21 protein-coding genes and 1 riboswitch are annotated in these 20,037 nt (G+C 74.9%); of the genes, 9 read left to right on the forward strand and 12 right to left on the reverse strand.

Annotated features, from left to right (window positions below; all coding sequences use genetic code 11):
• Positions 1 to 42 precede the first annotated feature (42 nt).
• Positions 43 to 1,245, forward strand: a complete 1,203-nt coding sequence (locus tag N2041_RS08530) for an acyl-CoA dehydrogenase family protein (protein WP_297677780.1) — start codon at positions 43 to 45, stop codon at positions 1,243 to 1,245.
• On the opposite strand, the gene N2041_RS08535 is transcribed toward N2041_RS08530, so the two are convergent.
• Positions 1,242 to 1,751 carry a helix-turn-helix transcriptional regulator gene (locus tag N2041_RS08535; protein ID WP_297677782.1) on the reverse strand — a complete coding sequence of 170 codons (510 nt, stop codon included), beginning with the start codon at positions 1,749 to 1,751 and terminating at the stop codon, positions 1,242 to 1,244. The two genes, N2041_RS08530 and N2041_RS08535, sit on opposite strands and share 4 nt — an antisense overlap.
• A gap of 345 nt (positions 1,752 to 2,096) precedes the next feature.
• On the opposite strand from N2041_RS08535, the gene N2041_RS08540 reads away from it, so the two are divergent.
• Positions 2,097 to 2,348: a hypothetical protein gene (locus N2041_RS08540; RefSeq protein ID WP_297677784.1), complete on the forward strand. Its 252-nt coding sequence runs from the start codon at positions 2,097 to 2,099 to the stop codon at positions 2,346 to 2,348.
• 79 nt (positions 2,349 to 2,427) lie between these two features.
• Here N2041_RS08540 and N2041_RS08545 read toward each other — a convergent pair whose 3' ends face one another.
• Complete coding sequence (locus tag N2041_RS08545) at positions 2,428 to 2,703, reverse strand: GlsB/YeaQ/YmgE family stress response membrane protein (RefSeq protein WP_297677786.1); 276 nt, start codon at positions 2,701 to 2,703, stop codon at positions 2,428 to 2,430.
• A 296-nt stretch (positions 2,704 to 2,999) separates the two neighbouring features.
• On the opposite strand from N2041_RS08545, the gene N2041_RS08550 reads away from it, so the two are divergent.
• Entirely contained in the window at positions 3,000 to 4,319 is a 1,320-nt protein-coding gene (locus N2041_RS08550; RefSeq protein WP_297677788.1) for a hypothetical protein, read from the forward strand.
• A 12-nt stretch (positions 4,320 to 4,331) separates the two neighbouring features.
• Here the strand turns inward: N2041_RS08550 and N2041_RS08555 are convergent, their stop codons facing one another.
• From N2041_RS08555 to N2041_RS08575, 5 genes are read right to left on the reverse strand one after another with little or no spacing between them, the layout of a single operon-like run.
• Entirely contained in the window at positions 4,332 to 4,883 is a 552-nt protein-coding gene (locus N2041_RS08555; protein ID WP_297677790.1) for a thioredoxin family protein, read from the reverse strand.
• A gap of 43 nt (positions 4,884 to 4,926) precedes the next feature.
• Positions 4,927 to 5,196 (reverse strand): ubiquitin-like small modifier protein 1, encoded by a 270-nt coding sequence (locus tag N2041_RS08560; RefSeq protein WP_297677792.1) that lies wholly within the window; start codon positions 5,194 to 5,196, stop codon positions 4,927 to 4,929.
• Positions 5,197 to 5,235: 39 nt separating this feature from the next.
• Entirely contained in the window at positions 5,236 to 6,072 is an 837-nt protein-coding gene (locus tag N2041_RS08565; RefSeq protein ID WP_297677794.1) for an LLM class F420-dependent oxidoreductase, read from the reverse strand.
• The gene (locus N2041_RS08570) at positions 6,069 to 6,791 is read right to left on the reverse strand and encodes a hypothetical protein (protein ID WP_297677796.1); all 723 of its coding nucleotides are present in this window, start codon (positions 6,789 to 6,791) and stop codon (positions 6,069 to 6,071) included. The genes N2041_RS08565 and N2041_RS08570 overlap by 4 nt, the downstream gene beginning before the upstream one ends.
• Positions 6,781 to 7,569 carry a phosphatase PAP2 family protein gene (locus N2041_RS08575; RefSeq protein WP_297677798.1) on the reverse strand — a complete coding sequence of 263 codons (789 nt, stop codon included), beginning with the start codon at positions 7,567 to 7,569 and terminating at the stop codon, positions 6,781 to 6,783. The genes N2041_RS08570 and N2041_RS08575 overlap by 11 nt, the downstream gene beginning before the upstream one ends.
• 135 nt (positions 7,570 to 7,704) lie before the next feature.
• On the opposite strand from N2041_RS08575, the gene N2041_RS08580 reads away from it, so the two are divergent.
• The 6 genes from N2041_RS08580 (at position 7,705) to N2041_RS08605 (ending at position 13,856) form a co-directional block, all read left to right on the forward strand.
• On the forward strand, positions 7,705 to 8,040 hold the full coding sequence (locus N2041_RS08580) for a hypothetical protein (protein WP_297677800.1): 336 nt from the start codon (positions 7,705 to 7,707) through the stop codon (positions 8,038 to 8,040).
• 96 nt (positions 8,041 to 8,136) lie between these two features.
• Positions 8,137 to 8,213, forward strand: a riboswitch (cobalamin riboswitch).
• A 173-nt stretch (positions 8,214 to 8,386) separates the two neighbouring features.
• Positions 8,387 to 9,505, forward strand: coding sequence for a prenyltransferase/squalene oxidase repeat-containing protein (locus tag N2041_RS08585; RefSeq protein WP_297677802.1), 1,119 nt, complete (start codon positions 8,387 to 8,389; stop codon positions 9,503 to 9,505).
• Between the two features lie 8 nt (positions 9,506 to 9,513).
• Positions 9,514 to 10,602, forward strand: a complete 1,089-nt coding sequence (locus N2041_RS08590; protein ID WP_297677804.1) for an energy-coupling factor transporter transmembrane component T — start codon at positions 9,514 to 9,516, stop codon at positions 10,600 to 10,602.
• Positions 10,599 to 12,191 (forward strand): ABC transporter ATP-binding protein, encoded by a 1,593-nt coding sequence (locus N2041_RS08595; RefSeq protein ID WP_297677806.1) that lies wholly within the window; start codon positions 10,599 to 10,601, stop codon positions 12,189 to 12,191. The genes N2041_RS08590 and N2041_RS08595 overlap by 4 nt, the downstream gene beginning before the upstream one ends.
• Positions 12,179 to 13,021 (forward strand): hypothetical protein, encoded by an 843-nt coding sequence (locus N2041_RS08600; RefSeq protein ID WP_297677808.1) that lies wholly within the window; start codon positions 12,179 to 12,181, stop codon positions 13,019 to 13,021. The genes N2041_RS08595 and N2041_RS08600 overlap by 13 nt, the downstream gene beginning before the upstream one ends.
• The gene (locus tag N2041_RS08605; protein WP_297677810.1) at positions 13,011 to 13,856 is read left to right on the forward strand and encodes an ECF transporter S component; all 846 of its coding nucleotides are present in this window, start codon (positions 13,011 to 13,013) and stop codon (positions 13,854 to 13,856) included. Before N2041_RS08600 ends, N2041_RS08605 begins: the two co-directional genes overlap by 11 nt.
• On the opposite strand, the gene N2041_RS08610 is transcribed toward N2041_RS08605, so the two are convergent.
• From N2041_RS08610 to N2041_RS08630, 5 genes are all read right to left on the reverse strand, one after another.
• The gene (locus N2041_RS08610; RefSeq protein WP_297677812.1) at positions 13,853 to 15,781 is read right to left on the reverse strand and encodes an RNA polymerase sigma factor; all 1,929 of its coding nucleotides are present in this window, start codon (positions 15,779 to 15,781) and stop codon (positions 13,853 to 13,855) included. The genes N2041_RS08605 and N2041_RS08610 overlap by 4 nt on opposite strands.
• A gap of 87 nt (positions 15,782 to 15,868) precedes the next feature.
• The gene (locus N2041_RS08615; protein WP_297677813.1) at positions 15,869 to 16,903 is read right to left on the reverse strand and encodes a glycosyltransferase family 2 protein; all 1,035 of its coding nucleotides are present in this window, start codon (positions 16,901 to 16,903) and stop codon (positions 15,869 to 15,871) included.
• Complete coding sequence (locus tag N2041_RS08620) at positions 16,900 to 17,910, reverse strand: glycosyltransferase family 4 protein (protein WP_297677814.1); 1,011 nt, start codon at positions 17,908 to 17,910, stop codon at positions 16,900 to 16,902. The genes N2041_RS08615 and N2041_RS08620 overlap by 4 nt, the downstream gene beginning before the upstream one ends.
• Positions 17,910 to 18,959, reverse strand: a complete 1,050-nt coding sequence (locus N2041_RS08625; RefSeq protein WP_297677816.1) for a glycosyltransferase family 4 protein — start codon at positions 18,957 to 18,959, stop codon at positions 17,910 to 17,912. Before N2041_RS08625 ends, N2041_RS08620 begins: the two co-directional genes overlap by 1 nt.
• Complete coding sequence (locus N2041_RS08630; RefSeq protein ID WP_297677819.1) at positions 18,923 to 20,023, reverse strand: hypothetical protein; 1,101 nt, start codon at positions 20,021 to 20,023, stop codon at positions 18,923 to 18,925. Before N2041_RS08630 ends, N2041_RS08625 begins: the two co-directional genes overlap by 37 nt.
• Between the last annotated feature and the right edge of the window lie 14 nt (positions 20,024 to 20,037).

Genomic DNA, 20,037 nt, shown 5'->3' on the forward strand with positions numbered 1-20,037 from the left:
GAGAATCGCCCCCGAAGCCCGTTCGCGAACGGAGGTGCCCCCATGGAATTCCGCGATTCCCCCGCCGAAGCTGCCTTCCGGCAGGACGTGCGCGCCTTCCTCGATGCTGAGTTCCCGCCCGAGTTCGCCGACCGGCCGGTCGAATGGGGGCTCTTCAACGGCGCCGGCCGCGCTGTGCCCGGCTTCGCCGACTTCATGCGCGAGTGGACGAAGAAGCTGAACGCCCGCGGCTGGGGCGCGCCCGCCTGGCCGAAAGAGCACGGCGGCGGCGGCCTCAGCGTGAAAGAGCAGTTCATCCTCAGCGAGGAGTTCGCCTGGCGCCGCGCCCCGCGGCCCGGCGGCATCGGCCACGGCTGGGCCGGCCCCACCATCATGGTCTACGGCACCGAAGAGCAGAAGCGCGAATACCTGCCGAAAATCATCTCCGGCGAACACATCTGGTGTCAGCTCTTCTCCGAACCGGGCGCCGGCTCCGACCTCGCCAGCCTCCAGACCCGCGCCGTCCGCGACGGCGACGACTACGTCATCAACGGCCAGAAGATCTGGACCTCCGGCGCGCAGCACGCCCACATGGGCATCCTCATCGCGCGGACGAACCCCGACGCGCCGAAGCACCGCGGCATCAGCTACTTCCTCGTCGATATGAAGACGCCGGGCATCACCGTCCGGCCGCTCGTGAACATGCTCAACAGCCACGAGTTCAACGAAGTCTTCTTCGAAGACGTCCGCGTGCCGGCGAAGAACCTGCTCGGCGAAGAGAACCGCGGCTGGTACCTCGCCACCACCACGCTCGATTTCGAACGGAGCGGCATCGCCACGAGCGTCTCCCACCAGCTCATCGTGCGCGACCTCGTCCGCTTCGCGCGGGAGAGCGCCATCGGTGGCCGCAGCGTGGCTACACGGCCCTCGCTCCGGAGCGAACTCGCCGACCGCGCCATCGAAGCGCAGGTCGAATCGCTCATCTCCTATCGCATCATTTCGATGCAGGAGCGGGGTGAAATTCCGAACAAGGAATCGTCGATCGCGAAGCTCTACTCGAGCGAGCTGGACGTCCGCCTGGCGGTGACGGCGATGCACCTCGCCGGCCTCTACGGCCAGGTGACGGACCGGGAGGACGCGCGCGTGCTCGGCGGCCGCATCGCCCGCTTCTACATGCACAGCACGACGAGCCCGATCGGCGGCGGGACGAGCGAAATCCAGCGGAACATCATCGCGACCCGGGGCCTCGGCCTCCCGCGCGGTTAGGCCGCGGAGCCCGCCCGGCGGAGCTGCGCCTGCAGCCAGGCGATATCGGCCTGCAGGCGGGCGGCCTCGCGTTCGCGCATCGGCCGGAAGGCAGGCTCCCCGCCGGGCTCGCGCAGCTCCCGTTCGAGCGCGGTGAGCCGCCGGGCCGCCGCCGCGAGCCGCTCCCGGATGGCGCGGCCTGCCTCCCCCGCGCCGGCTGCCTCCGCCGCCGCCAGCGCGAGCGCGAACCCCGGCCCATCGAGCGGCTCCCTCCGCAGTGCCTCGAGCGCCGCCGCGGCGAGACGTTCCCGCCCGGCGGGGGTCAGCGCCAGCCGCCGGCGGAGGTGGCCCGTCTCGCCTTCTTCGACCGCGGCCGCGGCCAGCCCCTCCGCTGCCAGCGCATCGGCCGCCCGGTAGAGCGCGCTCCGGCTCACGGCGATGCCGAGCCCCTGCAGGTGGTCGAGCAGCGCGTACGGGTGGCCGGGGGCGATGGCGAGGGCGGCGAGCAGGGCGAAGCGGGCGTCCATGGCGCCAGTCTGCGCCGCGCCCGCGCGCGGCCTCCATCGGGGAAACCCCGCTCAGCGCGCGGGAAGCTCCCCATGCGCGAAGCTTCCCGCCGAGGAAGCATCCCGGGCGGGACGGTGCCCCGCCGGGAATCTTCCCGCGCGGGAACGTTCCCCCCGGAGCATCCCCGCCGCTGGCCCGCCGTCGTTCCCCGTGAAACACCCTGCCGGGGCCGGCGGGCGCTGCACGGCGTTTCAGCAGCATCATCGTTCCCGCGCCTTTCCCTCCGCGGTGGCAGGTGGGTGACGGCCGGGTGGACGCCCCGCCGCGGCCGCCCCCTGGCCGCCGAACCTGCTACCGTGGATTCCATGGACGAGAGCAGCGAACCCGGCAGTCCCGGCGGCGAAGTCGCCATCGTCTGCGCCTGGTGCCGGCTCCGCGTCGGCGGCGCCCCCTCCGGCCGGGTCTCCCACGGCATCTGCCCCCGCTGCGCCCGCGAATTCCTCGAGCGGCTGCCCGCCTCCTACCTCGAATCCATCGCCGACGACGACGGCACGGTCACGCTCTTCTCCGGCTACCGGTTCTCGCTCGACGAGGTGCGCCGCCGGGCCGCCGGCTGAGCCCCGTTCCCGGGCGCGAAAAGCGGGCGGCGGGTCCGCTCGCCCGCCGCCCGCGCCGCCCCCTCCCGGGGAGGTTCGGCTAGGCCGTGCGCCGGCCCGTGGCGGCCCGCAGCACGAGCAGGAAGATGACGCCGCCGACGACGGCGAGCGCCATGCTCCGGAAGTCGAAGCTGCCCACCGTGCCCCAGCCGATGGCCGTGCCGATGAAGCCGCCGATCATGGCGCCGACGATGCCGATGCCGATGGTGACGATGAGGCCGCGGAAGCCGCCGCCGCCCGGGTCGTCGCCCGGGACGATGAGCTTCGCCAGCGCCCCGGCGATCAGGCCGAAGATGAGCCATGCGATGATTCCCATGGAGTGCTCCTTTCCGCGCGGGCCCTGTGGTCTGCGCTCCTGCGCGGCCCGTTCGCGTCGTTCTTTACCCTACGTGCCGGCCGGCGAAAGACGCGTCGCGAACCGGCGGCCGCCCGTTGCATTTCTGTCGCAATCCCGCCGCACTCCTGCCGAACCCCGCCGCGGCAGGGTTTTCCCGGATTTTTCCGCTGCGAACCGCGCGCTTCCCCTCCCGTTCACGTCCGGTTCGCTGCCTCGTGGTACGGTGAGCGGAGCAGGGGCTGCGCAGCGCCCGGCAACGATCCGTTCCTACAGGTGTGACTGGCTCGAAGGTGGTGGACCCGACTCCGAAGCTCCCGGCGCTCTCCCTGTTCGCTCTCGCGAAGTTCACCGCGCAGGCAGGCCAGAACCTCTTCTTCGCTGCCCTCCTCGTCACCGCCGGCACGGCGAACCATGTGGCCGCCGGCCTCTCCTCCTTCTTCGTGGCGATGCTGCTCGCCTCGCTCGCCTTCGGCGTGCCGGGCGGCGCGCTGGCCGACCGCATCGGGCCGTCGCGCGGCTTCGCGCTCGGCGGCATCGCCCGCGCCGCGGTGATGCTCGCCTGGGTGCTCGGGCCGAAGAGCGCCGTGGCGGTGCCGGCCGTCGTGTTCGCCTACTCCGCCGTCTCGCAGGTGTACTCGCCCTCCGAGATGGCGCTCGTCCGCACGCTGGGCGGCCGGCGGCACGGCGCGGTCCATTCGCTCGTGCTGACGCTGCAGTTCGCGGGCCAGGGGCTGGCCGTCGCCGCGCTCGCGCCCTTCCTCTGGTGGCTCGGCGGTACGCCGGCGATGGCGGCCGGGGCCGCGGCGGTCGCCGGGCTGGCCGCGGCGTTCGCGTGTAGCCTCGCGGTAGCCACCGAGCGCCTCCGGCTCGAACTCCCGGCCCGCGGCTCCGCCTTCCGCGATACGCTCCGCTTCTTCCGCCGCCACGCGGTCGCGCGCGAAGCCGTCATCGCGCTCGCACTCACGTCGATGGTCGTGCAGGGCAGCATCGTCGCCCTCCCGCTCTACCTCCGGAACGACCTCGCGGCCGGGTCGCTCGGCGCGGCGGTCGTCGTCGGCGCGGCGGCGCTCGGCGTCGGCGCGGGCCTGCTCGCCGTCGCCCTCCGGCTCGGGCCCGGCGGCGCGAGCGCCACCATCCGGACGGCGGTGCTCGCCATGGCGGTCGGCACGCTCGCCCTCGCCTCGCTCGACTACGGCCTCCGCGCGGCCCTCGAACTGACGGAAGTCGGCCCGTTCGTCGACCTCGACCTCTCGCTCGGGGCCTCGTTCGCCGTGGCGGTGCCCGTCGCGTTCCTGCTCGGCCTCGCGGTCTCGCTGGCGCTGCTGGCCGCGCGCACGGCGCTCACCGCGGCCGCGCCGGTCGCCCACCAGTCGCGCGTGTTCGCCGTGCAGGCGGTGCTCACCGATGCGTTCGTGGTGCTGCCGCTGGTGCTGTTCGGCATCGGCGTCGAAGTCGCCGGGGCGCGGCCGGTGCTGGCGCTCATGGGCGGCGTGGCGGCGTTCGCCTTCCTCGTGCTGGAGGGCCGGGTCGTCATCGGCTGGCTGCACGCGCCGCACGAACCCGCGGCCGTCCCGGTGCCCGCCGAGCGCGACTGAGCGGCCGCCCGCTTACCCGCCGGTCATCCCTTCGAGCAGTTCGGTCACCTTCGCGCGGAACGCTGCGGCGTCCGCCAGCGCCCCGAAGCGCGTCAGCTCCCGCCCCTCCGCGTCGATCAGGACGAACGTGGGCGTTTCGCGCACGCCGTACCGCTCCGCCGATGTATCGCGGTCGACCGACTTTTCGACGAAGACGGCGCGGCCGCGGAACGACTCCATCACGCGGTGGACGAACTGCATCCGTTCGCAGGCGGTGCAGGCGGGCGAGGAGAAGAAGACGAGCGTCGGCAGGCCGGCCGGCTGCGGCTGCTCCGGGGTGGGCAGCGGCGCGAGCGCGTGGTAGGCAGTGTGCGCCGGCCCGCGCACGGCGAGGATATCGCCGCCTGCGTTCTCCCGGGCGATCTCGATGAGCTGCGGGTCGACCGTCGATTCGCCGCGCGCGGCGAGCCCGACCCACGCGGTGAAGCCGATGGTCGGCAGGACCATGGCGAGGATGATGAGCCAAACCGTCAGGCTCCAGCCCGGGTTCCACCAGGCCCGTTTCCGCCGCGGCGCCGCCGTCATGCCTCCATTGTCGGGCAGCCGCGCGCCCGCGTCGCGGCCCGCCTCAGCCCCCTGCCGCCGGCGGGAAGATATCGACCTCCGCCCCGGGCGGCACCGGCGTGGCCAGCAGCTGCAGGTGGCGGATCTCCCGGCCGTCGACGAACACCTTGATGTAGTCGCCCAGCTCGCCGGTCTCCGTCCAGAGCAGCGCGCGGATCTCCGGGAACCGGTCGCCGACGGCCCGGAGGAGGTCGCCCGCCGTCGCTCCCGGCGGCAGGTCGAACTCGACCGTCTTGCCGCCGGCGAGCGGCCGCAGCGTGGCGTAGAAGTTCACCCGCATCGTGCTCCCCCCTCGGCGGGCGCGGCCCGCGCGCTACAGCCCGGCGACTTCGGCGTACCGCTTCAGCGCCGGGATGACCTGCTCGGCGCCTTCCGGCCGGACGCCGAAGATGACGCGGTCGACGCCCATCGCGGCGTACTGCTCGAGCACCTCCTTCGATGGCGGCACGCCGAAGACGGAGACGGGGATGGGGCCGCGGCCGGCGGCCTTCGCCCGCTCCTGCAGCTCGCGGATCATCCCGGCGAGCACCTGCCCCGTGCGGCCGCCGATCGGCATCCAGCCGTCGCCGTACTCCAGCACGCGGTCGAGCGTGTGCGGGCCGGCGCCGCCGACGAGGATCGGCGGGTGCGGCTTCTGCACCGGCTTCGGCCACTGCCAGATCGGGTCGAAATTCACGAACTTCCCGTGGAACTCCGCCTCGTCGTTCGTCCAGATTGCCTTCATCGCGAGGACCCGCTCGCGCAGGATCTTCCAGCGGTGCTTCGGGTCCGTCCCGTGGTTCTCCATCTCCTCTTCGTTCCAGCCGCCGCCGATGCCGAAGAGGAAGCGGCCGCCGGAGAGGTGGTCGACCGAGGCGACCTCCTTCGCCGTCATGATCGGGTCGCGCTGCATCACGAGGCAGACGCCGGTGCCAACCTTCAGCGTCTTCGTGACCGCGGCGACCGCGCCGCAGGCGACGAACGGGTCGAGCGTGTGGGAGTACTCCTTCGGCAGTTCGCCGCCGCCCGGCCACGGCGTGCGGCGGCTGGTGGGGATGTGCGAGTGCTCGGGGAAGAAGAGCGATTCGAACCCCAGCTCCTCGGCCGCCCGGCCGAGGTCGGTGACGGGGATGGCGTAGTCGGTCGGGAACATCTGGAGGCCGTACTTCATGGCGTGCTCCTGAAGGGGGGGTCGCGGCGTGTTGCCGCCGGATTCTCGCCGCCATCGTGCAAGGCCGCAACCGCGCGGACGACTTCGAGCGCATCGGTGATGACGCCGCGGACGCCGAGCCGTGCGAGCCCCGGCAGCAGCGCCGGGTCGTTCACCGGCCACGTGAGCAGCGCATCGGCGAGGGCGTGCAGCCGCTCGGCCCGCTCCGCCGTGAGCAGCTCGCGGTGGATGGCGACGGCCGCCGTCCGCTGGCCGGCGAGGTGGCGCGCGATCCGTCCGAACCGCCGCGCCGAACCGATGGAATGCACGACGATCGCCGCCGGCTCGGCGTGGAACGGCTCGAGCAGCGACCACCGCTGGGCGCTCACGAGGTAGGGCCGGCCCGGCGCCAGCTCCCGCATCGCGCGGCGGACGGCCGGACCGAGCCGGTCGTTCCAGCCCTTCAGGTCGAGGTGGAGGAGGATCTCCGGCGGCGCGTCCTCCAGCAGATGCGCGAGCTGGAGCCGCGGCCCCCAGCCGGGGCGCAGCTCCCAGCGGTCCCAGAGCAGCGGCAGCGGGCCGGCCGTCTTCGTATGCCGCACTTCGAGCCGGCCGCGGTGCAGCCAGAGGTCGGCTTCGATGACCCGCGCGCCGGCGGCCGCGGCCTCCGCGATGCGCCCCGGCTCGTTGCCCGCCCGGTGGGCGATGGCGAACAGCCCCGCCGGCAGCTCAGGCGGCATCGGCCCTGCCCGGTTCGAACGGCCGCAGCCACGGGCCCGGCCGCCACGGCGCGAACCGCCGCCCGCGCGCCAGTTCGACGAGGTAGAGCGCCGTGAGCGCCATCGCCGCGCCGACGATGAGGTCGAGGATGTAGTGGTTCGCGGTCAGCACGGTCGCGAGCCCCATCGCGGCCGGCGCCGCCACGCCGATCGCCTTCACCCATGCGCGCCGCGAGCAGCGGATGATCCCGAGCCCGATGAGCAGGTTCCAGCCGAAGTGGAAGCTCGGCATCGCCGCATACTGGTTCACCAGCGCCGGCGGCTGCAGCACGCGGTAGGAGCGCGAGTGCTCGGTCACCGTGTCGATCAGGTTCGGGTCGAACAGCCGCGGCGGGGCGACCGGGAAGAGCGCGAAGATGATGAGCCCCGCGCTCCCCGAGAGCAGGAAGGCGTTGCGGATGGCGCGGTACTCCCCCGGGTGGCCGAGCACGAGCCACGCCGCCACGATGGCGATGAACGGCCAGTGCCCCCAGATGTAGACCCAGTTCGCGAGCGTCACCAGCGCGTGCGAATGGAGGATGAGCGCCTGCAGCCGGTCCTCGATGTGGATGCCGAGCAGCTGCTCGAGCTCGACGACGCGGCTGGCGTTCCGCAGGGCGTCGGCCGTCGCGCCCTGCGTGAGCCCGCGGATGGCGAAGTAGGCGAGCACGGCGATGAACATGAGGCCGAGCTCCCGCCCGGCCGCGATGACGGCACCCTTCCCGGTGCGGGGCGCCCCGGCGGCGCGTTCCCCCTCCATGCTCCAAGTCTAGTGCGCTGCGGATGGCCTGTGGGCACCCCGCGCCCGCATCCTGCCGGGGCGCGGCAGCAGGATGCGGCCCGCCGCGGGGATCCGGTACGCTCGAACCCGACGACTTCCCGCCGGTGGATGGCCGTGCCGCTTCCCCTCGCCCTCGCCGCTGCGTTCCCCGCGCTCAGCCCGGCCGATGCCGCCGGGGCGGCCGGGCTCGCCATCTTCGCCGTCGGCCTCGCCGTTGCGGGCGTTGCGCCGCGGGTGCTCGTGCGGCGGCCGGGGCTGACGCCGCTGCTGGCGGCCGGGGCCGTGCTCTGGGGCGCGGCGCTCTTCGCGGCCTGGTACGCCTGGAGCGCGCCCGCCCGGCAGGGCGCAGGCGGCGGCGAGCCGCTGACGCTCGCCCTCACCGAGCCGGCCGCCGAAGCCGCGCTGCCGCTCGACGACCCCTTCGCCAGCATGCCCCCGGCCCAGCCCTGACCGGAACTTGACGAACGGCTGTCGAAGGGCGAGATTGCGTTTTGACAATCGAAGACCGGGAGGGCCCTTCCGCCGCTCGCCGCGCGGGAGGAGCCGGGGCAAGCCGGTGCGAATCCGGCGCTGTGCCGCAACTGTGAGGTCCCCCGCCAGCCGGGGGCCGAGCCAGAAAACCCGCCCAACCGGACCGATGATCCTTCGCGCGAAAGGGGTCGGTGCCATGGTTCGCATCACCTGAGCCCGCCGCCGAGGCGGGTTTTTCGTTCCCCCGTCCTCGCTGCCCGCCCGCTCCTCCGCCGCGCCGCGGGCTGCTGCCTCGCGCGCCAGACATCTTGCCCCCGGAGTGTCCATGAAACGTCTCGTGCTGCTCGCCGCTGCTGGCGCCGCGCTCCTGCCGGCGCTCGCCTTCGCCGCCCTCCCCGCCACCGACGCCGTCCTCAAGGGCGCCGCCTTCATCAAGACCGTCCAGCGCCCGGACGGCGGCTACGCCGAAGCGCCCGGCCAATCGATCGACGCCATCATCGCCGTCCGCGCGGCGGGCTACGACCCGCGCCTCGATGTCCAAAACGGCAAGACGTCGGCCGACTGGCTCATCGCGTACGCGCGGGCGGTCACCTCGCCCGCCGCGGCCGCGAAGGCCGCGCTCGGCGCGAAGGCGCTCGGCCTCGACCCGAAGAACGTCGGCGGCACGAACCTCATCGCCGTCGCCCAGGCCGGCTACGACGCCGAGACCGGCGCCTACGCCGACAACGCGTTCAGCCAGTCCGTCGCCATCCTCGGCCTCGCCTGCACGGGCAACCAGCCCGGCGCGAAGGCGGCCGACAACCTGAAGGCCGCGGCCGTGCAGGGCGGCGGCTGGGGCTTCGGCGGCTTCGCCGACCCGGATACGACGGCGATCGCCATCCAGGCGCTCCTCGCCGCCGGCGTACCGAAGACGGACGAGGCGATCAGCGAGGGTCTCGCCTGGCTGAAGGCGAACCAGGGCAGCGACGGCGGCTGGGGCTACGACCCGGCCGAATCGAACACCTCCTCCACCGCCTTCGCCGTGCAGGCGCTCCTCGCCCTCGGCGAGAACCCCGAATCGGCGGCCTACACGAAGAACGGCGTGAACCCGGTCCAGTACCTCCTCAGCCAGCAGCTGCCGGACGGCTCGTTCGCCGGTTATGACCCGGCGTTCGCGGCGAACCAGGTGGTGCCCGCGCTCGCCGGCCGCACCTACTGCAACGCCCCGGAAACGCCGATCACCCGCACCCGCCCGGCGGCCCAGCCGACGCCGACCCCGCAGCCGACGACGCCGGCCGCCTCGCCCACGGCCCGGCCGACCACCCCGGCGCCGCGGCCGCCGGCCACTGGCGACAGCGCCGGCCCGGTCAGCCCGGCCGGCGGCGAAGGCGCGCTCGCGCTGGCGGGGCTCGCGCTCCTCGCGGCGGGCGGCGCGGCCGCTGCCCTCGCCCGGCGGCGCAGCTGAGGCCGGCCATGCACCCGGCGAGCTGGGTCGGCTGGGTTCTCGCGGTGATGGCGGCGGCGCTCGCCACCACCAACCCGTTCTACCTGGCCGTCATCCTGCTCGCCGTGGTGCTCGTCGCCGTGCTCGCCCCGCGCGAGGGGCCCGGCGTCATCAGCTTCCGCGCGCTGGCCGTCTTCGGCGGCGTGATGTTCGCGCTCTCGCTCGGCATCGCCGCCATCAACGGCAGCTACGGCGACCACATCCTGTTCACCATCCCCGGGCCGGAGGTGCCGTCGTGGCTCGGCGGCCTCCGGCTCGGCGGCCCCGTCTCAGCGGAAGGGCTGGCGGGCGCCGCGATCCGCGGCCTCGCCATCCTCTGCATCCTCTTCGCCTACGGCGTCTTCAACGGCGCGGTCAGCCCCCACCGGGTGCTCCGCTCCACGCCGGCCGCCCTCTTCCAGGCGAGCCTCGTCGTCACCGTCGGCCTCACCCTCCTGCCCTCGAGCGTCGAAGACCTCCGCCGCGTCCGCGAGATGCGCGCGCTGCGCGGGGCGCCCGGCGGCTGGCGCGAACTGCCGGCGCTCGTCGTCCCGGCCATCGTCGGCGGGCTCGAACGCTCGCTCCGGCTGGCCGAGGCGATGGAGGCCCGCGGCTACGGCGCGAGCCCGCCCCTCCCGGCGGCGCCCCGGCTCGCCGCTGCGGCCTCGGCGCCGCTCCTCATCGCCGCGGCCTGGCTCTGGTTCTACGAAACGGACTGGCGGCCGCTCGCCGCGCTGCTGACGTTCGCCGCCGCGGCGCTCCTCTGGTGGTGGTGGCGCGCCGCCAGCCGCGCCCGCGCCGTCAGCCGGTTCGAGCGCGAGCCGCTCCCCGCCGCGGAGCGGGCCGGGCTGGCGGTGGCGGCGGGGGCCGCGCTCGGCCTCCTCGCGCTCCGGCTCACCGGCCACGGCGCGCTCACCTACAACCCGTTCGCCGGCCTGCCGCTGCCCGGCTTCGAACCGCTGCCCGCGCTGCTCGCCGCGGCCCTCGCCTGGCCGGCGGTCCTGCTCATCGCCCGGCCGGCGCCCGCCCGCGGGGCCGCCGAGCGCGACGGCCGCCTCGCCGCGGAGCCCGCGCCGTGAGCCCCCTCGCGCTGCTCGAGGGCGTGACCTACACCTACCCGGGCAGCCCCCGGCCGGCGCTCGAGGGCGTCAGCCTCGCCATCGAGCCCGGCAGCCTCGTCCTCGCGGCCGGCCCCTCCGCCAGCGGCAAGTCGACCCTCCTCCGCCTGTTCAACGGCCTCGTGCCGCAGTTCCACGGCGGCCGCATCAGCGGCAGCGCGCGGGTCGCCGGGCTCGACCCCTTCGCGGCCCCCGCGCGCCGGATGGCGCTCGAGGTCGGCATGGTCTTCCAGGAGCCGGAAGCGCAGGCCATCGCCGAGACGGTGCAGGAGGAGATCGTCTTCGGCATGGAGCAGCAGGGCATCGCCCCGGCCGAGATGCGCCGCCGGCTCGAGCGGCTCCTCGCCGAACTCGGCATCGAGCACCTCCGCGGGCGGCGGCTCGCCACGCTCTCCGGCGGCGAACGCCAGCGGGTCGCCATCGCCGCCGTCCTCGCGCTCGAACCGCGGCTGCTCGTGCTCGATGAGCCGACTTCCCAGCTCGACGGCGACGGCGCCGAGGCGGTCATCGGCGCGCTCGAAGGCCTCCGCCGCCGCGGCGACCTCGCCATCGTCGTCGCCGAGCACCGGCTGGAGCGGCTGCTGCCCCGCGCCGACGCCGTCATCGCCGTCGAAGGCGGCCGCGCCGCGCTGCTGCCGCCGGGCGAGGCCGCGGCCGTCCTCCGCTCGGTGCCGCCCGCCGTCGAGCTCGCGCGCCGGCTCGGGCTCCGGCCGCTGCCGCTGACGCTCGGCGCGGCGGCCGCCGCCTTCCGCGGGCGCGAGCTCGGGGCCGCGCCGCGCCCGCTGCCCGCGCCCGGCGCCGAACTCCTCCGCGCCGAGGGCCTCGCCGTCCGCTACGGAGCCGCCGAGGCGCTGCGCGGCGTCTCGTTCAGCCTCCGCGAGGGCGAAATCGTCGCCCTCGTCGGGCCGAACGGCAGCGGCAAGAGCACGCTCTTCCGCGCGCTCGCCGGGCTCGTCCAGCCGGCCGCCGGCGCGGTCCGCTTCGACGGTGCGCCCGCGCCGCGCGGCGCCCGCGAGCGCACCGCCCGCGCCGGCTTGGTGCCGCAGGACCCGGCCCTCGCCCTCTACCAGGAGTCCGTCGCCGCCGAGCTGGCCGAGACGCTCCGCCACCGCGGCCTGCCCCGCGGCCGTGCGGACCTCGAGGCCGCGGCCCGCGCCTGGACCGTCGACGGGCTGCTCGACCGCGACCCGCGCGACCTCTCGGTCGGGCAGCAGCAGCGCGTCGCCATCGCGGCGATGCTCGCCCACGGCCCCCGCACCTGGCTGATGGACGAACCGACGCGCGGCATGGACGGCCCGGCGAAGGCGTGGCTCGCCGCCCGGCTCCGGGAGCATGCGGCGGCCGGCGGCGCGGCCATCGTCGCGACCCACGACATCGAATCGGCGGCCCAGTTCGCGACCCGCGTCATCGGCCTGCAGGCCGGCGAGATCGTCTTCGACCTGCCGGCGGCCCGCGCCTTCGCCGCCGACGGCCCGCTGCCGACGCAGGTCGCGCGGCTCGTGCCGGGCGCCGTCACGCTCGAGGAGGTGGCCATCCCGTGCGCCGCCTGATCGCCGCCCTCGCCGCGGCTGCCGCGCTCGTCCCCTTCGCCGCCCGCGCCGACGGCGAAGCCGGGCTCGTCATCCAGGTCGGCGACCAGGTGACCACGTGGTGCGTGCCCTTCACTGGCGACAGCATCCCCGCCGAGCAGCTGCTCGCCGCGAGCGGCCTCCCGGTCGAGCAGTTCGGCGGCGGCAGCGGCCGGGTCGTCTGCGCCATCGGCCAGGTCGGCTGCTTCGATGCCGCGAACTTCGATGCCTGCTTCTGCCAGTGCAAGGGCGGCGATTGCACCTACTGGGCCTTCTTCACCCGGGCCTACGGCCGCGGCTGGGTCTACTCGTCGCTCGGCATTTCGCTGGCGAAGGCGAAGGACGGCGAGGTCCACGGCTGGAAGTGGGGCCGCGGCGGGCCCTCCAGCGCGCCCGCGCCGGCCGACATCACCTTCGAGCAGATTTGCGGCCACCCGCCGCGGGGCGGCGCCGCCCCGACGGCCGCCGCCACCGCGCCCCCGCCGACGGCGCCCGCACCGGCGACGGCCGCGCCGGGGGCGGGGGGTTCGCCCGCTGCCGCATCGCCGGCGGCCGGCACAGCCTCGCCGGCGGCCAGCCCGGCGGGCGAAACGGCCACCGCCGCGCCCTCCCCGCCGACTGCGGCGGGCGTCACCATCACGGCCGCGAGCCCGGTGCCGCCGGGCAGCACCCCGGCCGCAAGCGGCGGCAGCGCGTCCGGCGCCGGCGATGACGGCGCCGGCGGGCGGCTCGCCGGCTTCGGCGCGGTCGCCGGGGCGCTCGTGCTCGCCATCATCGGCGCGGCAGCCTGGAGGCGGCGCCGTGGCCGTTAGCCCCGCCCTCCCCCGCGCCGCCGCCCGCCCGGCCGCCGCCCGCTTCGACCCCGGCGCGCTCGTCTTCGTCCTCCTCAACGTGCTGGGGCTGTTCGCCTACCTCCACCCGTTCTTCGCGCCCGGCGTCGTCGACGAAGGGTCGGCGTGGTTCGCCCACCAGGCCGATGCGCCGGTGGTGTTCGCCGGCATCGCCGCGCTCTGCCTCATCCTCGTCGTGGCCGACCTCGCGAGCGGCGGGCTCGATAGCAAGCGGCTCGCCGTCCTCGGCGTGCTCTCGGCGCTGGCCGCGGTGCTGCGGACCATCACCCTGCCGGCGGGCGCGAACCTCTATTTCTTCCTCGTCATCCTCGGCGCATTCACCTTCGGCGCGCGGCTCGGCTTCCTGCTCGGCGCGCTGTCGTTCTTCCTGAGCGCGGTGGTGACGGGCGGGTTCGGTCCGTGGCTGCCGTTCCAGATGTTCGCAGCGGGATGGATGGGCGCGAGCGCGGGGCTGCTCGGCCGGTTCGCCGATGCGCGGGAGCTCGGGCCGCGGCCCCGGCTCGCACTGGTCATCGCCTTCGGCTCGGCCTGGGGGCTGCTCTACGGCGCGATCACGAATCTCTGGGCCTGGCCGTGGATCGTCGCCGGGCCGGATATCTCCTACCAGGCGGGCGCCGGCCCGCTCGAAACGCTTCGCCGCTACTGGAACTACTACCTGCTCACCAGCCTCGGCTGGGATCTCTTCCGGACCATCTGCAACGCGGTGGTGCTCGCGGCCGTCGGTGGGCCGATCCTCCGCGCGCTCCTCCGCTTCCGCGAGCGGTTCTCGTTCGAACGCGCCGCGCCCGGCGGCTAGCGGCCGCCACCGCCGCAGCCCGCCGGTGCGACGGCGAGCGTCGCCTGCCGGCCCGCGCCGTCGTACGCGGTGAACGTCACCGGCCCGGCGCCCTGTCCGTCGAGCGTGAGCCCGGCAATCCACTGGAGGCCGCCGGCCTGGCCGAGGTCGACGCTGACGCTTTCGCCGCCGCCGGTGGTGAAGCTGGCCGTCACCCGCACCACGGCGATGTCGTCGACCGCCTGCGCGGCGAGCGTGACGCTCGGCCGGCCGCCGGCCGTCCCGCAGGTCATGCTCGCCGAGAGGATCTGCGGCGGCTGCCCGCCCCGCCGGCCGATGACCGGCACGGCGAAGCTGTTCGCCGGCCCGGTCACCGTCACCGTCGCCGGGTAGTCGCCCTCGTCGGCGGGGAGCGCGGAGCCATCGACCCGGAGCGTGATGGTGACCGACCCGTAGGCCGGGATGGTGCCGCCCGCGGGCCCGGTGAGCCACGCCGCCGAGGGCGCGAGGCTGTACTCCGCCGCGCAGCCGGTCGCGTTCTGCAGCTGGAAGCTGGCCTGGCTGCCGGCCTGGATGACGAGCGTGCCGGTGCCCGGCGGCAGCGAGAGCGATGCCGCGCAGGGCGTCGGCGTGGCCGATGGCGCGGCGGTCGGCGTCGCGGTCGCGGTGGTCCCGGGGGCCGTCGCCGTCGGGCTGGCCCCGGCGGCCGTCGGGCTCGGCGCCGGCGTGGCGCCGCCGGCCGGCGCGGCCGTCGGCGAAGCGCCGCCCGGGCCGCCGCCGGGCGAGGGGCTCGACCCGGCCGTTGGCGAGCTGCCCGCACCCCCGGCGGATGGGGACGGGCTGCCGCCGCCCGCCGCCGTCCCGGGCGAGGGGCTGACCGGCACGATGATCGTCTGGCTCCCGCCGCCCGCCGCGGGGGTCTCGAAATCCGGGCTGCCCTGCCGCGCGCCGCTGCCGTCGTCCCGCGTGAGCGCCAGCGGGCTGAACGGCAGGACGAGCGCGAGCAGCAGCACGCCGGCCGCCACGCCCAGCAGCGCCCCGGCGCGGAGGAAGCCCGGCGAGGTGAAGCCGTGGCCGCCCTGCGGCGGGGCCGGCTGGTTCGCCGGCTGCCCGCGGCGCGGCTGCCGCGGGCGCGGCCCCGGCGCCCGGAGCAGCTGCTCGAGCCCGGCCGCGCGCACCCCGGGGGGCGCCGCCACCGGCGCGAGCCCGCCGAAGACCGCCAGCGGCGCGAGCCGCCGGCGCCGCTCGCTGCACTCGCCGCACCGCTCGACGTGGCGGTCGACCGCCTTCCGGACGTCCGGCGTCATCGTCCCGGCGGCCGCGGCCGGCGCGAGCACGGCCGCCAGCTCCTCGCATCGCTCGCCGGCCTGCTTCCAGAGGACGTAGGCGCTGATGGCGCTCTCGACCGCCTTCTTCAGCCGGTGGAGGAGGACGTACGCGTTGTTCCGCGTGATGCCGAGCGCGGCGGCGATCTCCTCCGCATCGAGCCCCTGCCGCAGGTGGAGGTCGAGCAGCGAGAGCTGGCGCGGGTCGAGCCCTGCCGCGGCTTCCCAGACGAGCTTCGCCGCGGCCGCGGCCTCTGCCGCCTCCTGCGGGCTGGCGAACCGCGAGGGGTCGACCACGTCGAAGGCGAACTCCTCGCCCTCGCTGTCGATGAGCGCGAGCGGGCGGGTCCGGCCGCGCCGCTCGAGCCGGTTGAGCGCGGTGTTCCGCGCGATGCTGAACAGCCAGCCCCGGAAGCTGGCCCCCTGCTTGAGGCCCCCGAGCGCGTTCATGGCCTTGAGGAACGTCTCCTGGGCGATGTCCGCGGCCTCGTCCCGGTCGCGCACCATGCGCGCAGCGAAGTCGTAGACGGCATCGAAGTAGCGCTCGTACAGCTGTGCGAGCGCGTCCCGGTCGCCGCCCTGCGCGGCTTCGACGAGGTCCGCGTCAGTGAGCTGGGTCATGCCAACTCCATGCGCCCGGGAGGGGGCGAAGCCCGCCGGGCAGAGGGAAGACCGCCCGGGGGTGGCTCATCTTACACCTGCGGCCCATCAGGCCCGGTTCGAACGCTCCCGCCACCAGCCTTCGAGGAAGCCTGCGCCGTAGCTCACGTGCATGGTGGCCATGGCGGCGAAGGTGAGCGCCGGGTTCGCCCCGTGGCGCTGCGCCGCCCGGTAGGCCGCGAACCCGCCGAGCCCCACGTACGCCAGCGCGAGGCCGCGGAGCGCCAGCCGCGCCGTCTTCGAAACCCTGCCGATCAGCCAGAGCGCCGGGCCGCCGGCCACCATCGCCGCGGGGGCGAAGTGCCGCGCCCGCAGCGGCCGCCCGCGCGCGAAGAGCGTCCCCTTCGCCGCCCCGTATTCGCGGTACTGCCGGGCGAGCGCATGCAGCGTCCGCCGCGGGTAGTAGCTCGAGCGGATCGCCGGGTCGAGCCAAATCTTCCCGCCCGCTTCGATGAGCCGCGCGTTGTAGCTGTCTTCGTCCGCGCCGTCGACCGTCTCGTCGAACTCGCCGACCACCTCCCACACCCGCCGGTGGTAGCAGCCGAACGGCACCGTATCGACGTAGCCCGCCTCGCTCGCGTAGCGGAACTTCGCGTTGCCGACGCCGAACGGGGAGGACATCGCCGCCGCGATCGCCCGGCCGACGGCGCCCTCGCCGATCGTCTCGATCGGGCCGCCGACGCAGGCCGCGCCGGTCCGCTTCAGCGCCTCGACGGACTGGCGGACGAAATCGGGCCGCACCGTGCTGTGCGCGCCGATGATGATCCAGCAATCGCCGCGGGCCGCCTTCATCCCTTCGTTCAGGCCGGCGACGGTGATCCGCCGCGGGTTGTCGACCAGCTCGAGCCGGGCGAAGGGCGAAGGATAGGCCCGCACCAGCTCCCGCGTCCGGTCGGTGCTGCCGCCGTCCGCGACGATGACTTCGATGCCGTCGGCGCCGTAATCCTGCGCCGCCAGCGCATCGAGCAGGGCGGTGATGTACCGCTCTTCGTTCAGGCAGGGGATGACGATGGAGACGAGCGGCCGCTCCGGCAGGGTGAGCGGCGCATCATCGAGGCGGGCGGCAGCGGCGGGTGCGGTCATGCCTCCACGCTATCACGCCCCGCCCGGCGGTCAATCCGCGCGCGGTGCCACGCCTCCACCCGGGCGGCGATGCGGACCGCGTCGTGGTGCTGTTCGACCCAGCGGCGGGAGGCCGCGCCGACCGCCTCGGCGACCACCCGGTCGTCGAGCAGCCGCTCCGCCGCCTCCGCGACCTGCGCCGGGGTCTCGGCGTGCACCACCGGCGCCTCCGCGCCATAGACGTCGGCGAAGCGGAACGAGGCGATGACCGGGCGGGCGCAGGCCATCCCCTCGAGCTCGACCATGCCGATGGCGCCTTCGTGCACCTGCCCGATGAGCACCTTATGGCGCGCCATCAGCGCCGGAAGCCGCTCCCGCGGCTGGCGCAGCAGCAGCACGACGCTCGGCAGCTGTTCGAACTCGCGCGTCAGTTCGCCGCCCGCGATGGCGGTGACCCGGAGGCCGGGCCGGCGGGCCGTCAGCTCGCGGATGCCGGCGAGGATCTTCGCCGCGCCCTTGTTCTCCGCCAGCGCGCAGATGATGAAGACATCCCGCGCATCGGGCGGCAGCGGCGCCGGCCGGAAGGTGCCGAGGTCGACCGGGTTCGGCAGGAACTCGGCATCCGGCCGCACGGCCCGGCACCACGGTTCGAGGTCCGGCGTCGAATAATAGACGTGGGCCGCGCGGCGCATCGCCAGCCGGATGAGCCCCCGCCACGGCCGCCGGGCGAGGTCGCGCACGTCGTCGCCGTGGCAGTGGAGGACGTAGGGCACGCCGGCGAGCACGCCGACGAGCCCGAGGTAGGCGTAGTGGATGTGGACCGCGTCGTAGCGGCCGCGCCGGAGCCGCCACGCAAGCCGGAGCCAGTCGGCCAGCCGCAGGGGCGCCACCGCCAGCTTCAGCAGCGGCGGCAGGCCCGCGCCGTACAGCCGGGGCTGGAGCAGCTCTGTCTCGTGGCCGCGCGCGCGCAGGCCGGCCGCCAGTTCGGAGGCGACGGAAGCGACGTCGTTGACCTGCGCGAACCGCATCAGGCTGCCGGCGCCGCGGGGACGGGCTCGCCCCGGATGATCGCCTGCGCCACCGCTTCGACCCGGTCGACGATTCGGCCGAGGCCGTGGTGCCGCTCGACCCACGCGCGGCCGGCCGCGCCCGCCCGGTCCCGGACCGCGGGGTCGTTCGCCAGCCGCTCGACGATGCGGGCGATGTCGTCGCCGTCGACGGCGGAGAAGAAGGGCGGCGGCTCGCTGTAGCCCCCGCGCTCGTTGAACCAGGTGACGACCGGCCGGCCGCAGGCCATCGCCTCCAGCTCCGCCATGCCCGCCGAGCCGAGCCGCGCCTGCCCGATGACGATGCCGTGCTCGTCGATGATCTGCGGCAGGCGGGCGCGCGGGTGCCGCGCGTAGAGCGTGACGTTCGGCAGCGCCCGGAACGCTTCGGTGTACTCGCCACCGCCGAAGGCATCGATGCGCAGGTCCGGCACGCGCTCGGCGAGCAGCCGGCAGGCGCGCAGGATGCGCTCCGCGCCCTTCACCTTCGTGAGCGCGCAGGCCACCCACGCCGCGCGGTGGGCCGAGGCCGGCGTCCGCGGCGCGAAGAGGGACGTGTCGATCGGGTTCGGCAGGAACTCGGCGTCCGGCCGCAGCGGCAGCACCCACGCCGCGAGGTCCGGCGTCGAATAGAACACGTGGCGCGCTGCCCGCACGGCGTTCGCGATGAGCGGCCGGGTCACGGGCGTCCCGCCGCGGAGGTCCGTCCCGTGGCAGTGGAGGATGTAGGGGAAGCCGCCCAGCGCGCCGATGTTGCCGAGGTAGGCGTAGTGGATGTGGACGAGGTCGTACCGCCCGGCCCTGATCCGCCGAATGAGGTCGAGCCAGTCGAGCGCGCGGATGGGGCCGGTGACGGGCTTGATGTTCGGGGGGAGCTTCGCGCCGACCAGCCGGGGGTAGAAGTAGTCGACCGTGTGGCCGCGCGCCCGAAGCCCGGCCCCGATCTCGGTCGCCACGGAGGCGATGTCGTTGATCTCGGCGATCCGCATCGGGCTCACCCCTCGCCCGGGCGCCGCGACGGGCTCAGCCACTCCAGCGAGAAGATAGCGACGAGGCCGAAGATGACCGTGACGGCGAGGGCGACGGCCACGCGGCCCGCCAGCGACCCGGCCAGCCCGCCGGAGAACGAGTAGCTCACCTCGAGCCGGCTTTCCGCGCTGCCGACGGCGATTTGGGCATTCCCGAGGTTGACGAAAGCGGAATCGCGCACCTGCCGGAGGCCGCGCACTTCGTTCAGGAGCGCCTGCGTGGCGCTGTCCAGCTGCTGCTCCGGGAGCGCGGGCGCGAGGCTGGCGTATTCGCGGAGCGCCGCCTCGAGCGAGGCGACCCGGGCGCTCAGGACGGCCTGCGCCTGCCCCGCCTGCACCGGCTGGCCGATGACCGCCGCCGCGGCCGCGGCCGCCGCCTCCGGGCTGGCGCTGCCGATGCTCGCGAGGGCGCCCTTCGCCTCCGCCAGCTGCCGCTCCAGCACGGCCCGCTGTTCGGTCACGAACACCAGCGGGTTCGTATCGCCGCGCGTCTCGACCAGCGCCGCGAGGTCGATGCCGCGGCCGGCCGTGGCCGCCTCGAGCCGCCGGTAGGCGTCCTGGTACGTTGCTTCGGCGTTCGCCGCCACCTGCCGCCGCCGCTCCACGAAGCGCGTCCGGAAGAGCCCATCGGGCGCGGTGTACTCCCGCGTGTAGACGTCGACGAACGCCTGCCGGTAGCGCTCCGCTTTCGCCTTGTCCGGGTCCGAAATCGAGACGGTGAGGATGCCGCGCGAAATCCCGTCGCCCACCGAGATCGGGAAGAGGCTGACGCTGAAGCGGGCGTAGTCGAAATCGGGCTCGCCGATCGCCTCGATGACCTTCTGCTTGAACGCCGGGTCGGAGGTCATCGCCTGCGCTTCGAAAATCCGCAGCCCCCGGTCGCCGCCGACGACGAGGTCGTGGACCGTCGTATCGAGCGTCATGGTGGCGACGGCGGTGGAGCCGCCGGTGACCGCGCCCACCGCGAGCGCGGCGAGGATGCCGAGCGCGGCGAAGGGGAGGAAGACCCACCAGCGGCGCCGGATGACCTGGACGTCGCGCTGGAGGCCGCTGGTTTCGGTGGGCATCGCGGGGTATGGTA

Source organism: Tepidiforma sp. (assembly GCF_026419595.1).
In the GTDB taxonomy this organism is placed as follows: domain Bacteria; phylum Chloroflexota; class Dehalococcoidia; order Tepidiformales; family Tepidiformaceae; genus Tepidiforma.